This is a genomic window from Nocardia aurea (genome assembly GCF_003123685.1).
GTDB lineage: Bacteria > Actinomycetota > Actinomycetes > Mycobacteriales > Mycobacteriaceae > Nocardia > Nocardia aurea.
This window is the reverse complement of sequence record NZ_QCYJ01000127.1, coordinates 403269-419556: the sequence shown is the minus strand read 5'-3', so window position 1 is coordinate 419556 and position 16288 is coordinate 403269. Positions and strand designations below refer to the sequence as shown.

Annotated in this window: 13 protein-coding genes; 9 read left to right on the top strand and 4 right to left on the bottom strand. The window is 67.4% G+C overall.

The features are described from left to right. Positions 1-3: 3 nt before the first annotated feature. The 3 genes from DAT37_RS30805 to DAT37_RS30795 form a co-directional block, all read right to left on the bottom strand. Positions 4-1872, bottom strand: a complete 1869-nt coding sequence (locus DAT37_RS30805; protein ID WP_109528356.1) for an SCO2524 family protein — start codon at positions 1870-1872, stop codon at positions 4-6. A 418-nt stretch (positions 1873-2290) separates the two neighbouring features. Next, complete coding sequence (locus tag DAT37_RS30800) at positions 2291-3775, bottom strand: MFS transporter (RefSeq protein ID WP_109528355.1); 1485 nt, start codon at positions 3773-3775, stop codon at positions 2291-2293. Between the two features lie 163 nt (positions 3776-3938). Continuing rightward, positions 3939-4613: a FadR/GntR family transcriptional regulator gene (locus DAT37_RS30795; protein ID WP_109528354.1), complete on the bottom strand. Its 675-nt coding sequence runs from the start codon at positions 4611-4613 to the stop codon at positions 3939-3941. Between the two features lie 66 nt (positions 4614-4679). Between DAT37_RS30795 and DAT37_RS30790 the strand changes: the two genes are divergently transcribed. The 6 genes from DAT37_RS30790 (at position 4680) to DAT37_RS30765 (ending at position 12796) form a co-directional block, all read left to right on the top strand. Next, positions 4680-5939, top strand: coding sequence for an MFS transporter (locus DAT37_RS30790; RefSeq protein ID WP_109528353.1), 1260 nt, complete (start codon positions 4680-4682; stop codon positions 5937-5939). Positions 5940-6214: 275 nt separating this feature from the next. Beyond that, positions 6215-7687, top strand: coding sequence for a nitrate/nitrite transporter (locus tag DAT37_RS30785; protein WP_109528352.1), 1473 nt, complete (start codon positions 6215-6217; stop codon positions 7685-7687). Positions 7688-7712: 25 nt separating this feature from the next. Continuing rightward, a complete protein-coding gene (gene nirB / locus DAT37_RS30780; RefSeq protein WP_109528351.1) occupies positions 7713-10274 on the top strand; it encodes a nitrite reductase large subunit NirB in 2562 nt (853 codons plus the stop codon). A gap of 64 nt (positions 10275-10338) precedes the next feature. Then, positions 10339-10740, top strand: a complete 402-nt coding sequence (gene nirD / locus DAT37_RS30775; protein ID WP_109528350.1) for a nitrite reductase small subunit NirD — start codon at positions 10339-10341, stop codon at positions 10738-10740. Positions 10741-10746: 6 nt separating this feature from the next. After that, entirely contained in the window at positions 10747-11994 is a 1248-nt protein-coding gene (locus DAT37_RS30770) for a uroporphyrinogen-III synthase (protein WP_109528349.1), read from the top strand. A 43-nt stretch (positions 11995-12037) separates the two neighbouring features. Then, positions 12038-12796 carry a sirohydrochlorin chelatase gene (locus tag DAT37_RS30765; RefSeq protein ID WP_109528348.1) on the top strand — a complete coding sequence of 253 codons (759 nt, stop codon included), beginning with the start codon at positions 12038-12040 and terminating at the stop codon, positions 12794-12796. Positions 12797-12814: 18 nt separating this feature from the next. Here DAT37_RS30765 and DAT37_RS30760 read toward each other — a convergent pair whose 3' ends face one another. Further along, on the bottom strand, positions 12815-13774 hold the full coding sequence (locus DAT37_RS30760; RefSeq protein WP_109528347.1) for a GlxA family transcriptional regulator: 960 nt from the start codon (positions 13772-13774) through the stop codon (positions 12815-12817). A 128-nt stretch (positions 13775-13902) separates the two neighbouring features. On the opposite strand from DAT37_RS30760, the gene DAT37_RS30755 reads away from it, so the two are divergent. From DAT37_RS30755 to DAT37_RS30745, 3 genes are all read left to right on the top strand, one after another. Next, positions 13903-14814 carry an NAD-dependent epimerase/dehydratase family protein gene (locus DAT37_RS30755; protein WP_109528602.1) on the top strand — a complete coding sequence of 304 codons (912 nt, stop codon included), beginning with the start codon at positions 13903-13905 and terminating at the stop codon, positions 14812-14814. 121 nt (positions 14815-14935) lie between these two features. Continuing rightward, positions 14936-15913, top strand: a complete 978-nt coding sequence (locus DAT37_RS30750) for an alpha/beta hydrolase (protein WP_109528346.1) — start codon at positions 14936-14938, stop codon at positions 15911-15913. A 33-nt stretch (positions 15914-15946) separates the two neighbouring features. Then, a complete protein-coding gene (locus tag DAT37_RS30745) occupies positions 15947-16282 on the top strand; it encodes a TfoX/Sxy family protein (protein ID WP_109528601.1) in 336 nt (111 codons plus the stop codon). The last annotated feature ends 6 nt before the right edge of the window (positions 16283-16288 follow it).

Genomic DNA, 16288 nt, shown 5'->3' with positions numbered 1-16288 from the left:
CGCCTACCTGGCCGCGTCATGACGCGCGTAGGCCAGTTCGTCGAGTTGGGTCAACGCGACGGTCGCGAGACTGTACGCGGTGCCGGGCCGTTCGCGCAGAATGGTGCGGGCTCTATCGAGCGAATGGCGGATCCGATTGATGGTGGCCTGGCGGGGTGAGAGATCACCGCCCTCGACTTCGAGTTCCTCCTGATTCAGCAGATGATCTGCCTCGCTCAACAGGTCGACCGCACGCGTGATCATGGAATCCGGTGCCAGCGAGGACTTTCGGAAGGTGCCGTGCGCGACCACGAGGCATTCCATCACTCTTTCGGTCACGAACCACGACGGGCCGGGTGGCACCGATACCCCGGCCTCTTCACCGAACATCCACGCGGGGGCGTCCCACAATCCGACGCCTTGGCCCTGTTTGATCTGGCACCGTTCCAGGTGGTCCATGGCGGCTTCGGCCAAGATCATCAGTTGGTCGCGCAATTCGACACTGGTGCGCAGGCGAGCGGCCTGCAGACACCGTTTGAGCATCATGGTGACGAAATCCGGTACGTGCCAATACATCAGCGGTCCGCCGACGGCCTGGCTGCCTTCCAAGCGTAGTCGGACGCCTGGATAGTGCAGTGACGCGGCGGGGTCGGACGAGGTCACCCTGCTGGTGATTCGGGCGCGCCTGGCGAGTTGATCGGCCACCGCGATGGTGCGGGGGAGATCGTCGGTGCTGTCGCGGTAGACCAGATCCTGGATCACGATGGCGGTGACCACCAGGCTGAAATAGTCGGATTCCTCGCCGTCGGAGGTGCGCCACGGGATGTCTTCCAGGGGCCATCGGCCGCTGCCGAAACGCGCGACGGTGGACCAGTAGCTGCGCGCCAGTTCGGAGCGCAATTGCAAGGCGTCGGCGAGCCTGCGTTGTTCCCCTGTGAGTAGATCCGACTCGCGGATGCGCTGCGAGGACAGGTCGATGATGCCGTCGAGTGCGACCGCGGTGAAATACAGATAGGGGCGCGTCGTGGCATAACCGGGAGCGGTGCCTACGAAGGGTGAGGCGACCTCGATCGCCGCGGCGGTGTCGGCGATGCCCCACGCCCATCCGCATTCGAACAGTAGTTTGTCATCGAAGATGTCGGTACCGGTGACCTCGGGAGCGGCTTGGGCGAGGCGCACCTCGCTCGCGGTGCGCACACGCAGCGAATCCAGCACTGCCGCCAACTGCTCCAGCACGATCGCTTCGCGGTCCCTGTTCTGGTTGATCGTTCGCAGGATCTCGCGACCGTCGGGTGATTTCACGGCCGGCGTGTGGATCACGAAACTGCGCAACAAGCCGACCATGGCCGCGGTGAGCCGGGTGGAGACCTTTCCCGCGACAACGGGGATCTTCTCGCTGAGGTGTTTGGCCTCCAAACGCACCTCACCGTCGACGAATCTCTGGAAGCCACGCAGAAAGCGCAGGGATGCGAGGCAGAGACTCAACGACATCGAAAAGGAGTCGACGACCTCGAGACCGCGCTGGGCGTCCGTCGGTGGATCATCGTCGATGTCGGAATGCATGTAGGTGTCCGCGGCGAAGACGGGTCGACCGTCGGGGTCGGTGTAGCGGTCGAGATATTCATCGACGAGTTCGACGAGTCTGCGGCCGATCCTGGTCTCCTCGCCGAACAATCCGAGGGACTTCTGGGTGTCGGAGGCGATGTTGTCGGGTTGATCGAGATTGAAGGCTTCGATCTCGGTCGCGGGATACAGCAGACACAGAAGCTGTTCGGCGTCGCTGATCGAGTTACTGCCATCGCGTCCGCCCCAGACCCATTCTCCGTCTCGGTAGGAGTGGGCGAGTACGGCTCGCCACAGGTCGAGAAGCTGACGTCGCGGCCGAATTCTCATGGTGTGTCTGCCCCTCGCCCCCGGTTCGGCCGTCCCCGCCGAAACTTGGTGTCCCTCAAAGTGTGCCTTGGCGGAGAAGGTCCGTCCAGAATTCGTGCAAGATCGTGATAGCTGTTTACTTGCCTGTGTCGCAATGTATTTCGGATGCCCATGGGTTGCCGGATGGTCGTAATCCAGGCTAGGGGCGGCAAATACTCGGGTGAGGTCGGTCGTCGTCGACCTGGTGTGCGTGGGGTTCGCTGTGGGAGCGGTCCCTTGTCGCGCCGGTTCGGCGCCGGTGGTTTCCGGGGCGTCGTGCCACGAGTCCGGGATACAGCGGCGAGTTGTGGGATCCGCGTGTTGGGCATCGGTTGCCGTGGACGCCGAACGCCGCCCGGAGAATCTCCGGGCGGCGTTCGGCGATGGGGGGTGGTGGGGATTACACGTTCGCGTAGGCCAGGGAAGAGATGCGGCCGGTGGCGAAGCTGGAGCGGAGGTAGAAGAACCAGGTGACTCCGGCCATTACCAGGAAGGCTCCGGCGTAGGCCCAGAAGGCGGGGGTCATGCTGCCGAAGTTGATGTTGGACAGGCGAAGTGCCTGCTGGAGGACGTAGCCGCCGGAGGCGCCGATCGCTCCGATGACGCCGATGGCGGCGCCTGCCTGCCTGCGGGCCGAGGCGGTGGCTTCGGAGATGTCCATGCCGTGTTCGGAGGCGTATTTCTTGGCTTCCGCGCTGAAGATGGACGGGATCATGCGGTAGGTGGAGCCGTTGCCGATGCCGGTGAGGATGAACAGCACCAGGAACGCGGCCAGGTAGAGCGGGAAACTCTTCATCTCCAGCGCCGCCATGATGAGCGCGACCGCCACCGACATGCCGCCGAAGACGAAGACGGTCATCTTGGCGCCACCGACCTTGTCGGAGACCCAGCCGCCGAAGGGACGGCTGAAGGAGCCGACGAGGGCGCCGAGGAAGGCCAGGTTGCCCAGGGTGGTGATCCAGCCGATCTTGGCCAGGTCGGGGAAGTTGGCCTTGATCAGGGTGGGGAAGGCGAAGGAGAAGCCGATGAAGGATCCGAAGGTGCCGATGTAGAGGAACGACATGATCCAGGTGTGGCGGTTGGTCAGCGCCAGTTTGTAGGACTTGCCGTCGGATTTGGCGGTGCCGATGCTGTCCATGTAGCGCAGGGCGCCGAAGGTGGCGACGAGGATGAACGGGATCCAGACCAGGACCGACAGGGTGATGCCGAAGCGGTAGCCCGCGGCGTCCTTGGCCATGATGTGGGTGCCGAGGGTGATCAGCAGCGGCAGCACCAGCTGGGTCTGCGCGACGCCGAGATTTCCGCCCGCGGCGTTGATGCCGAGGGCCGCGCCCTTTTTACCTTCGGGGAAGAAGAAGGAGATATTGGCCATCGACGACGAGAAGTTGCCGCCGCCGACACCGGCCAGCGCCGCCAGCACCATGAATACCCACATCGGGGTTTCGGGCTGGTTGACGAAATAGGCCAAGCCGATTGTCGGAATCAGCAGCATCGCCGCGCTGAACGCGGTGAACGCTCGTCCGCCGAATTTCGGGATGGCGAAGGTGTACGGGATTCGCAGCGCGGCGCCGACCAGGGTCGGGGTCGAGGTCAGCAGCAGCGCGTTGCTCACCGCGGTCGGGTTGCCCTTGCCGAGACCGGCCAGGAAGTCGAATCCGGCCAGGCCCATGCTGGTGACGACGGTGCCCCAGATGACCCAGATGCTGAATCCGAGGTTCTCGGCGAAAACCGAGAAGATCAAATTCTTTCGCGCGGTCTTCTTACCGCCCGATTCCCAGAATTCGGTGTTGTCCGGTTCCCATTTATCGAGCCAGCGTCCGCGAGTCTGATGCTCGAACGCCTGCGTTTCCGACTGTTGTCCGGTGGTAGCTACTGTGGCAGTCATCGGCTCCCTCTCGATTGCCTCGCTACGGTCGAGACAAACGTAGAAGTTGGTTGTTGCGCGCCGATGGCCTTCCGTTGCGTTCCCGGCAAATTCGACTCACACGGTCGAATTGCGTTCGGTGACCTGTTGGTTACGTCGATTTTTGATGCGCGACCGGTCGGTCCTAGCGCGGCTCGGGGTACTCGGCGATGAGTGATCCGAGGAAGCACCGTGTCGCCTGCGCGGCCTTCTCGGCGTCGCCGTCTATGACAGCTTGCACCAGTTCCTGATGCTCCGCGTTGTAGGAGTCGTCGGATTTGGCGGTGCGCGAGCGGATCACCTGCTCGATGGTCGGCAGCAGCGAGTCGTAGAACTCGAGGTACACCGCGTTGTGGCTGGCGACCACGATCGCCCGGTGCAGTGCGACGTCCGCGGCGATCGCGGCGGGGTTGCCCTCGCCCCAGGTGTGACGGCCGCGTTCCTCGAGCAGGCGCTCGAGGGTGGCGATGTCGTTGTCGTCGCGGCGTCGGGCGGCCAGGGCCGCCGCGGTGGTGTCGAGCGCCTCGCGTAGTTCGAGGACGTCGCGTTCCTCCGCGTCGGCGAAGTACTTGGCGAGGGTGCCGCCGACTTCGGATATCGCGATCACATAGGTGCCCGAACCCTGACGGCGTTCCAGCATGCCCGCGTGGACGAGGGCCTGGACGGCTTCGCGCACGGTGTTCCGCCCCGTGCCCGTGAGCTCGGTGAGCTCCGGTTCGGTGGGGATGCGGGAGCCGATAGACCAACGGCCCGAACGTATTTCGGCACGCAGTTGCTCGGTTACCTGGGCGATGAGGCTGGTGCGCCGGACTGGTTGCACCGCATCAGAGTACCGCCCATCACAAATACGTTGCCTCCTATCATCGGGTCATCCTATGATTTGTCGGTGACAGCTACCCTTACCGACACCACGGCGCGCCCGGATCAGACCTCCGTCGAGCCGCGCAGGCGCGCGCTCGCGGAGGGTCGGCTCCTTGTACTCACCGCGATCGTGATGTCGGCGCTCACCCTCCGGGTCGCCGTCACGGCGTTCAGTCCCCTTGCCGAGCGCATCGGCGACGACATCGGATATTCCACCGCGATCATCGGCGTCTTCGGCATGGTGCCGACCGCGATGTTCGCGCTCTCCGGCCTGATCGCCCCGTTCCTGGTCGGCCGGATCGGCCTCGAGCGCACCGCGCTGACCGCCATGGTGCTGGCCGGACTCGGCATGCTGATCCGCGCCCTCGTCGGCGGCACCGGCGAACTGCTGCTGTTCTCCGGGCTCGCCCTCGCGGGGATGGGTATCGGCAACGTGGTGATCCCGCCGCTGGTGAAACGCTATTTCCCCGACCGTCTCGCGGTGATCAGCTCGCTGTACATCACCATGGTGCAACTGGGCACCGTCGTGCCCGCGCTGATCGCGGTGCCGGTCGCGCAGGCGCACGGCTGGCGGATCTCGCTGGGATTGTGGGCCGTGCTCGGTTTCGCCGCCGCGCTCCCGTGGATCGGTGTGCTGCGGGTGCGGCGCGGGCGCGACGTGGTGGACGAGACGGCACTGCCGGGCGCCGAGCCCGAGGTGCGAGGCCGGGTCTGGCGTTCGCCGCTGGCCTGGGGGATGGCCGCCATGTTCGGCATGACCTCGCTGACCACCTACGCGATGTTCGCCTGGCTGCCTCGGATCTTGGCCGAGGCGGGGGCGAGCGACGGTTTCGGCGGCACCATGGTCGGGCTGTTCGCCCTGGTCGGGCTGGTCTCGGCGTTCACCGCGCCGACCATCGTCGCCCGGTTCCGCAATCCTTTCCCGTTCGTCGTGCTCTTCGCCGCCTTCTTCTTCATCGCCTTCGCCGGACTGCTCATCGCCCCGATGAGCGCGACGGTGCTGTGGGTGGTGATCCTCGGACTCGGTCCGAGTACCTTCCCGATGGCGCTGACGCTGATCAACGTGCGCACCCGCACCGCGCGCGGTTCGGCCGCCCTGTCGGGCTTCACCCAGGGCATCGGATACGCCGTGGCGTGCGCGGGGCCGCTGCTGTTCGGCGCTCTGCACACCGCGACGGGCGGCTGGCTCGCGCCGTTCGCGATGCTGAGCGTCGCGGTGCTGGTGCTGCTCGTCGGCGCGTGGCAGGCGTGCAGGCCGCGCGTTCTCGAGGACGGCTGGGCCTGACCGAGAAAAGAACCTCACAACTCGAGTTGCGAGGTCGTGCGGAAGCGGCCATTCTTTTCCGAAAGGGTCGTGCGCGTCACACCTCACCGTCGCTTTATTGCGAGATCGGCTCTTTGTCACCGACGGAAACCGTTGTGTCACATCGTTGAAACATAGACCCGGAACTCACTTCGGGTTTCGGGTAAACGTGAGCAACCGTTGATTCAGCGGTCATTTCGCGCAGCATTTCGGCAATACCTGTTTCCTACCGTTGGGCTAACCGATTTTGGGAGGCCCTGTTGAGCACGCTGACGCGTAACCGCAACATCGAGCACTGGGATGCCGAGGATGTCGACGCCTGGGAGGCGGGCGGTAAAGATGTCGCCAAGCGCAATCTGATCTGGTCGGTCTTCGCCGAGCACGTCGGGTTCTCGGTCTGGTCGATCTGGTCGGTGATGGTGCTGTTCATGCCGACCGACAAATTCGGCATCGATCCGGCGGGCAAGTTCTTCCTCGTCGCGGTGCCGACGCTGGTCGGCGCGATCCTGCGCATTCCGTACACCGTCGCCACCGCGCGCTTCGGCGGACGCAACTGGACGATCTTCAGTGCCGCGCTGCTGCTGATCCCGACGCTGCTGACGCTGTACTTCATCAACCAGCCCGGCACCTCGTACACGACGTTCCTGATCGTGGCGGCGTTCGCCGGCCTCGGCGGCGGCAACTTCGCCTCGTCGATGACCAATATCAACGCCTTCTACCCGCAACGGCTCAAGGGCTGGGCGCTCGGCCTGAACGCGGGCGGCGGCAATATCGGCGTTCCGGTGATCCAGTTGATCGGTCTGCTGGTCATCGCGACCCTGGGCAACCAGTACGCCTCGCTGATCTGCGCCATCTACCTGGTGCTGGTCGCGCTGGCCGGTGTCGGCGCCGCGCTCTACATGGACAACCTGAAGAACCAGAAGGCCGACCTGTCCTACATGATCACGGCGCTCAAGGTGCCGCAGTCGTGGGCGATCGCGTTCCTCTACATCGGCACCTTCGGCTCGTTCATCGGCTACAGCTTCGCTTTCGGCCAGGTGCTCCAGATCAGCTTCAAGGCCGGTGGCGACACCGCCGCGCAGGCCGCGTTGCACGCCGCGCAGATCGCCTTCATCGGCCCGCTGCTCGGTTCGCTCGCAAGGCCCTACGGCGGCAAGCTCGCCGACCGCATCGGTGGCAGCCGCGTCACCTTCTACGTCTTCGGCGCGATGATGGCCGCCGCGGTGGTCGTCGGTGTCGCGAGCACCATGGGCGACAGCAACAAGGGTGTGCCGACCGGCGGTGTGATGACCATGCTGGTCGTCGGATTCATCGCGCTGTTCGTGCTCTCCGGTATCGGCAACGGCTCGGTCACCAAGATCATCCCGTCGGTCTTCGACGCCAAGAGCAAGAGCCTGGACGCCACCGCGGCGGCACAGGCGGCCTGGTCGCAGAACACTTCCGGCGCGCTCATCGGCTTCGTCGGAGCGATCGGCGCACTCGGCGGTGTCGGCATCAACCTGGTGCTGCGCTCGTCCTACTCGTCGACCGCTTCCGCCACCACCGCGTTCTGGGTCTTCATGGCCTTCTACGTCGCCTGCGCCGTGGTGACCTATGCGGTCTTCCTGCGCAGGCCGACATCGAGCAGCCGGTCCACCGACTCCGATGTCGTGGTCGAGGCCGAGTCGCTGGTCCTACAGGCCGAACACGCCGACAGCGCACCGTCCACCAATTCGTCGGCTCGCGCCTGACATTCGCACCAGTACGGAGACACTCATGAACCCCACCGTCGATCCGACGCAACGCAAAACCGCGGTGGTCGTGGGCCACGGCATGGTCGGTCACCGCTTCGTCGAAGCGCTCCGGTCCCGCGACGACGCAGGCCAGTGGCAGGTGGTCGTCCTGAGCGAGGAGCAGCTTCCCGCCTACGACCGCGTCGGCCTCTCGGCCTACGTCGGCACCTGGGACGCTGCCGCGCTGGCCCTGCCCGGCAATGAGTACGCCGGCGACGACCTGGTCGAGCTGCGCCTCGGCCAGCGCGGTATCTCCATCGACCGCGACGCTCGCAAGGTCACCACCTCCGAGGGCGACACCATCGCCTACGACGCGCTGGTCCTGGCGACCGGCTCCTACGCCTTCGTGCCGCCGGTGCCGGGGCACGACCTGCCGGAATGTTTCGTCTACCGCACCCTCGACGATCTCGACGGCATCAGGGCGGCCGCCGAGGCCGCCGGGCCGGGCGCGCACGGCGTCGTCATCGGCGGCGGTCTGCTCGGGCTGGAAGCGGCCAACGCGCTGCGCCTGCTCGGGATGATCCCGCATGTCGTCGAATACAACGAGCGGCTGATGCCCGCCCAGATCGACGCGGGCGGCGGCGCGATCCTGGAGAAGCTGGTCACCGATCTGGGACTCGAGGTCCACACCGGTGTCGGCACCTCCTCGATCGAGAAACTGGACGACGGCAAACTCGAGCTGACGCTGTCCGACGACTCGCAGATCGTCGCCTCGCTGGTGGTGTTCTCGGCGGGCATCCGTCCGCGTGACGAGATCGCCAGGGAATCCGGTATCGAGGTCGGCCCGCGCGGCGGCATCATCACCGATCTCGGTTTGCAGACCTCCGATCCCCACATCTGGGCGATCGGCGAATGCGCCGCGGTCGAGGGCGTCTGCTACGGCCTGGTCGCCCCCGGCTACACCACGGCGGAAATCGTCGCGGACCGGCTGCTCGGCGGCGCGGGCGAATTCCCCGGCGCGGACATGTCCACCAAGCTGAAGCTGCTCGGTGTCGACGTGGCGAGTTTCGGCGACGCGCACGGCGTCACCGAGGGCGCGCTGTCGGTCGTGCTGCACGACGCGGCCAAGGGCACCTACGCCAAGCTGGTCGTCTCCGACGACGCGAAGATCCTGCTCGGCGGCATCCTGGTCGGCGACGCCACCGCCTACTCGGCGCTGCGTCCGCTGGTCGGCCGTCCGCTGCCCGCCGAACCCGCCGCGCTGATCTCGCCGGCCGGTGCGGAACTGGGCGCGGACTCGCTGCCCGACGACGCGCAGATCTGCTCCTGCAACAACGTCAGCAAGGGCGCGATCTGCGGCGCGATCGCCGAAGGCGCCTGCGACGTGCCCGCCGTCAAGAGCTGCACCTCCGCCGGAACCTCCTGCGGCGGTTGCGTTCCCATGCTCAAGAAGCTGCTCGAACAGTCCGGCGTCGAGATGTCCAAGGCGCTGTGCGAGCACTTCTCGCAGTCGCGCGCCGAGCTGTTCCAGATCGTCCAGGTCACCGGAATCCGCACCTTCTCCGGCCTGATCGCCAAGCACGGCAAGGGATCCGGCTGCGATATCTGCAAGCCGACCGTCGCCTCCATCCTGGCCTCCACCTCGAGCGATCACATCCTCGACGGCGAGCAGGCCGCGCTCCAGGACACCAACGACCACTTCCTGGCCAACCTGCAGAAGAACGGCACCTATTCGGTGGTGCCTCGGATGCCGGGCGGCGAGGTCACCGCCGAACAGCTCATCACCATCGGCGAGGTCGCCAAGGAATTCGGCCTCTACGTCAAGGTCACCGGCGGCCAGCGCATCGACCTGTTCGGCGCGCGCGTCGAACAGTTGCCGCTGATCTGGAAGCGCCTGGTCGACGCGGGCATGGAATCGGGCCACGCGTACGGCAAATCGCTGCGCACCGTCAAGAGCTGCGTCGGCTCCACCTGGTGCCGCTACGGCCAGCAGGATTCGGTCGGCATGGCCGTCCTGCTGGAGAAGCGCTACCGTGGACTGCGGTCCCCGCACAAGCTCAAGCTCGCCGTTTCGGGTTGCGCGCGCGAATGCGCCGAGGCCAGGGGCAAGGATGTCGGCGTCATCGCGACCGAGCACGGCTGGAACCTCTATGTCGGCGGCAACGGCGGCCTCACCCCCAAGCACGCGGTACTGCTCGCGGGCGATCTGGACGACGAGACCCTGATCAAGTACATCGACCGCTACCTGATGTTCTACATCCGCACCGCCGACCGCCTGCAGCGCACAGCGCCGTGGCAGGAGGCGCTCGAGGGCGGCATGGACTACCTCAAGCAGGTCGTGTGCGAGGACAGTCTGGGAATCGCCGACGATCTGGAGGCCGCGATGGCCGCCCACGTCCACGGCTACCGCGACGAATGGGCCGCCGTTCTCGACGACGAGGAGAAGCTGTCGCGCTTCGTGTCCTTCGTCAACGCTCCCGAGGAGAGCGACCCGACCATCTCGTTCGACGACAGCGGCGAACGCAAGGTGCCGGTGCTGCTCGGCCTGCCGGAGATCCCGGTCGCGGCGGGTGTGGGATCCACCACAGCCACGCACGGGAAATGAGCGCTTAACCGCGTGGAAACAGGACGCCGGTACCAATGAACCAGGCGTTCGGAGGAGGAACCCGATGACCGTTATCGATACACCCAGCATTTCGCAGGCCACGGCCACGGGTTGGACACAGGCGTGCCGACTCGACTACTTGATTCCCGGCCGCGGCGTCGCGGTGTTGCTGAAAGGTGGCCGGCAGGCCGCCCTGTTCCTACTGACCGACGGTACCGTGTGCGCCGTTGGTAATATCGATCCGATCGGCCGGGCCGCGGTGATGTCGCGTGGGATCGTCGGTGATCGCGGCGGGATTCCCGTCGTCGCATCGCCACTGCTGAAGCAGGCGTTCTCCTTGCTCGACGGCCGGTGCCTCGACGACGAGTCGGCAACGCTGCCGGTGTACGCGGTGCGTGTGGACGACGGCATCGTTTCGGTATCCAATGAGCCGGTGGCGTCCGGGCTCGAATCCTCGGACGGATGAACACCCATGACGACAATCGACGCGGGCGCGTGTCTCGCCGGGTTCACGGTCGGCATCACGGCAGCGCGACGTGCCGATGAGTTCGCCACGCTGCTGACCAGACGGGGCGCGACGGTCGTCTCGGCCCCCGCGATCCGCATCATTCCGTTGGCCGACGACACCGAGCTCGAGCGGGTCACCCGCCAGCTCGTGTCCGATCCGCCCAAGATCACCGTCGCGACCACCGGCATCGGGTTCCGCGGGTGGATGGAGGCCGCCGAGGGCTGGGGGCTGGCAGAAGAGCTGCGCACCACCCTCGCCGGTAACCGGATGCTCGCCCGCGGCCCCAAGGCCAAGGGCGCCATCCGCGCGGCCGAACTGCGCGAGGAGTGGTCGCCCGCCTCGGAGTCCTCCGCCGAGGTGCTCGACCACCTGCTCGCCGAAGGCGTGGAAGGGGTGCGCATCGCGGTCCAGCTGCACGGCGCCACCACCGAATGGGAACCGATTCCGGATTTCTGCGAGGTGCTGCGCTGCGCGGGCGCCGATGTGGTGCCGGTGCCGGTCTACCGCTGGATCCCGCCGGTGGATCAAGGTCCGATGGACCAGATGATCGAGGCGATCGTCACCGCGAATCTGGATTGCGTGACCTTCACCAGCGCGCCCGCCGTGGCGTCGATGCTGATGCGCGCCAAGGAGACCGGACTGCTGGAGGGTGTGTTGCACGCCCTGCGCGGCCGGGTGCTGCCCGCCTGCGTCGGACCGATCACCGCGGCTCCGCTCGAAGAACTCGGCGTGCCGACGTCGATGCCCGCCAGGGCCAGGCTCGGCGCGCTCGCCCGCCACGTCGCGGAGGAATTGCCGCGGCGCGCCAACCGGATCCAGGCCGCCGGTCATCAGATCAGCGTGCGCGGCGGCTGCGTCGTCGTCGACGGTGTGGTGCGCCAGCTCGCGCCCGCGCCGATGGCCCTGATGCGTTCACTCGCCCGCCAGCCCGGCCGGGTCGTGTCCCGCGAGGATCTGCTCGCGGCGCTGCCCGGTGGCGGCGACGACACCCACGCGGTCGAGACGGCCATCGCGCGGTTGCGTGCGGGCCTTGGCACCCCCAAGGCCATCCAGACCGTGGTCAAACGCGGCTATCGGCTCGCGCTGGACGCCGTCGAATGCCCGGACAACTTCCCGCGTCAGCTGGACGGGGCGCGCCCCCCGCTGCCCGGTATGAACACGCCCGCCCGGGCATCGCGCTACGTCCAGTCGATGGGGAGCTGGTCGGCATGACGGCGCGACGAGCGGGACGGAATTGCGTCGACGGGCCGGAGTCGTGACCGCGCCCGCCCTGGTTCTGGTGGCACACGGCACCAGGAGCACCAGGGGCGTCGAGATGATCGCCGCGCTGGCCGAAGCGGTGTCACGGGAACTGACCGCGCGAGCGGAGCCCGCCGGCGAGTGGGCGACGACCCGGGCGCTCGTGGTCCGCACGGCGTTCGTCGACGTGCTCGGTCCCTCGCCTTCGGAAGTGCTGCGCGATCTGGAAGCGACGGCGGGATCGGTTCCCGCCGTGGTGGTTCCGGCGTTCCTCGCCTCCGGCTACCACGTCTACCAGGACGTGCCGCGCGAAGTCGCGGAGAGCGGACACCCCGCCGTCGCGGTCACCAGGGCGATGGGCCCCGACCCGGCGTTGGCGCGCGTCATGACCATGCGGCTTCGTGCCGCGGGGTGGCAGCGCGGTGACGCGGTCGTCCTGGCCGCCGCCGGATCGTCGGATGCCAGGGCGCGCAAGGATGTCCGGCGCTCGGCGGCCCTGCTCGCCGAACACCTCGGCGCACCGGTGCGGATCGCCTACGTCGCGACCGGAACCCCTCGCGTTCCCGAGGTGGTCGCCGATCTCAGGGCGTCGGGCGCGCGCCGCGTGTTCATCGCCTCGTACCTGTTGGCGCACGGCCTGTTCCAGCAGCGTCTGCACGAGTCGGGCGCGGACGGCGTCGCCGAACCCATCGGCGTGCACCCGGCCGTCGTCCGGCTGATCGCCGACCGATACCGCACCGCCGCGGCTGAATTGACGCGGATCCGGGTTCTCTGACGTACCGGTCGCCACGCGCTACACCGCGTGGCGCGGCGACCGGGTGAACGAGGTCCGGTAGGCGCTCGGTGACAGTCCGACGTGGCGAATCATGTGCTGGCGCAGTGATTCCGCCGAGCCGAGTCCGCAGTATCGCGCCACCTGGTCCATGGGCAGGGTGGTGGATTCCAGGAGTTCGCGGGCGCGGTGGACGCGCTGGTGGGTGAGCCATTTCTGCGGGCTCATCCCGGTCTCCTCGTGGAATCGGCGGGTCAGGGTGCGCACGCTGGTGCGCGCGTGATGCGCGAGTTCGTCCAGCGACAGGGGAGTGTCGAGCCTGCCCATGGCCCATTCCCTGGTGGACGCCAGTGACAGTCCGTTCTCCGGTGGCAGCGCGGTGTCGACGAATTGGGCCTGGCCGCCGGGGCGCACCGGTGTCACGACGGCGAGGCGGGCGGCGGCATTGGCGATACTCGATCCGTAATCGGTGCGAATCAGATGCAGGCACAGGTCGATTCCGGCCGCTGCTCCCGCGGCGGTGGTGACGGGCCCGTCCTCGATGAACAGCGCGTCGGTGCGGACGGTCAGTTCCGGATACAGCGCGCTCAGTTCGTCGGCCAGACCCCAGTGCGTGGTCGCGGCGCGTCCGTCGAGTAGTCCGGCCTGGGCGAGAACGAAAGCGCCGCTACAGATCGAGGTGACGCGTGCCCCGCGATCGAGGGCGCGGCGCAACGCGGCGACGGTGGCGGGATCGGCGGTGCCGCGCGCTCCGGTGCTCGGCACGATGACGGTGTCGGCCGCGTCAAGCGCCTCCAGGCCGTGCGGCACCACCACGTCGAAGCCGCCGATGCCTGCGCTGACCACCCCCGGTTCGGCGGTGCAGACCGTCACCGAATAGCCGGGTTCGCCGTCGACGGTCACCGAGCCGAGCAGGGTGTGCGGCATGGACAGGTCGAAGGTCTTCACGGGCGGGACGGCGACGACGGCGACGGATTTCATGGCCGGATCCTTGGGATAGGTGGCAAGGCGGCCACTAGCCTACCCGTCGGCGACGCGGCAGGGTGGATGACACGGGATCGGCGGACCGCGCCGATGTACGAAACATATTGTCCCAGAAGGGAATCAACATGACTGAGCATGTCATCGTCGGTCGTGGCGGCACCGCGTCGGCCACCGCGCTACTGCTCGCGGACAGGGGAGAGCGGGTGCGCGTGGTGAGTCGCAGCGGCACCGGACCCGACCACCCGAATATCGAGCGAGTGGCTCTGGACGCCGCCGACGCCACCGCGCTCGCCGCGGTGACACGGGGCGCCGCGACCGTTTTCAATACCGCGATGCCCGCCTATCACACCTGGCCGGAGGCTGTTCCGCCGCTGTTCGGCGCGATCCTGTCGGCAGCCGAGCGGGCGGGAGCGGATCTGGTGATGCTGGGCAACCTGTACGGCTACGGTCCGGTCGACGGACCGCTGACCGAGGACGCGCCGCTCGCGGCGAAGGGGCCGAAGGGCGCCGTTCGCGCACGAATGTGGCACGAGGCCGAAGCCGCCCATCGCGCGGGCCGGGTCCGGGTGACGGAGGTGCGGGCAGGCCAATTCCTCGGTGCGGGAGCGGTTTCGGTGTTCTCGCTCATGGTGCAGTCCAATGTATTGTCCGGGCGGCTCGCGCTCGTCCCGCAGGCGGTGGACCTTCCGCATTCCTACACCGCGATCACCGACGCGGCGGCCGCGCTCGTCGCCGTCGCCGGTGACGACCGGGCCTGGGGTCGCGCGTGGCACGCCCCGATCATCACCTCGACCGTCCGCGAGCTGGCGACCAGGCTGGCCGCTCTCGCGGGCGTCGAGCCGCCGACACTCGAGGTCATGACCGACCGCGAACTGACCCTGCTCGGACTCGGTGATCCGTTCTGGATCGAGGTGTTCGAGACCTATCACATGTCGCACCGGACATTCCTCGTCGACGATTCGGCGCTACGCGACACCTTCGGCGTCGGCGCGACCGACCTCGACGACGTGTTGAAGACGGTCGTGCCGGCCCCTTGAGTCGAATGCACCGTTGCGGGGAATTCACGGCGAAACGTGCGCTTCCGGCCGAACACGCCCGGTGAGTACGCGAAACACGACGAACACACCGGCCGGGCGGGTATTGCGGGACACTCGAATCATGCATCGGCTCGTGAGCTGTTCGATCGCCGTCATCGCCGCCTTCGCCGCGCTCGTGTGGCCGCCGGTCGCGGCGGCCGACCCGGGATCCGGCATCGTCGAGGTCCGTCCGCTGGGCGGGCGTCAACTCGAGGTGGTGGTGTATTCGGCCGCCATGAACCGGCCCATCACCCTGTGGATGTCGCATCCCGGCGCGGGCGCGCCCGCGCTGTACCTGCTCAACGCGGTCGACGGCGGCGAGAACGGCGGGCCGTGGCCGCGCCGGACCGATGTGGAGGATTTCTTCGCCGACAAACCGGTGAACGTCATCGTGCCGATGGGCGGGCGCGCGAGCTATTACACCGATTGGATCGCCGACGATCCGGTGCTCGGCCGCAACAAGTGGACCACCTTCCTGACCAGGGAGCTGCCCCCGCTGCTCGACGAGCGTTTCGGGATGACCGGGCGCAACGCCGTGGCGGGGCTGTCGATGTCGGCGACCTCCGCGCTGAACCTGGCCATCGCCGCGCCCGAGCTGTATCAGGCCGTCGGCGCCTACAGCGGTTGCGCGCGCACCAGCGACGTGGCCGGGCAACTGCTCATCCAATCCGAGCTCGCCCTGTTCGGCGGCAATGCCGCGAATATGTGGGGTGCGCTGAACAATCCGGCCTGGGCGGAGAACGATCCCGTGCTGCACGCCGACCGGCTGCGCGGCAAAGCGCTCTACATCTCGGCGGGCAACGGACTGCCCGGTCCGCATGACACCTTCGGCGCGCCCGGCATCGGCGGCAATCCCGGCGCGCTGCTGGATCGGGTCCTGGTCGGCGGGGTCATGGAGACGGTGGTCGGCAGGTGCACCCGACCGCTCGCCGACCGGCTCGCCGCACTGGGCATACCGGCCACCGTCGACATGCGCGCCGCGGGCACCCACGCCTGGCCGTACTGGCAGGACGACGTCCACCGTTCCTGGCCGATGTTCGCCTCCGCGCTCGGCGTCTAGTACGTGTCGGTGCCCGGGTCCACACTGGTGACCATGGCATATGACGAAGAACGCGCCGAGCGCGTCCGGGAGCTCGTCGGTCCGGCTTCGGAGTTCACCGAGAAGAAGATGTTCGGCGGCCTGGCATTCCTGGTAGGCGGCAATATGGCGGTCGCGGCCAGTGGCGAGGGCGGTTTGATGGTGCGCGTCGATCCCGGCCGGACCGGTGATCTGCTCGACGGCGAAGGGGTGCGGTCGATGGTCATGGGCGGACGTGAGATCGACGGCTGGCTGCGCGTGAGCGCCGAGGCGGTCGAGGCGGACGCGGCGCTGCGCGAATGGGTCGAACGCGGCGTAGCCTATGCCAGATCGCTGCCCGCCAAGAGGTAGTCGATG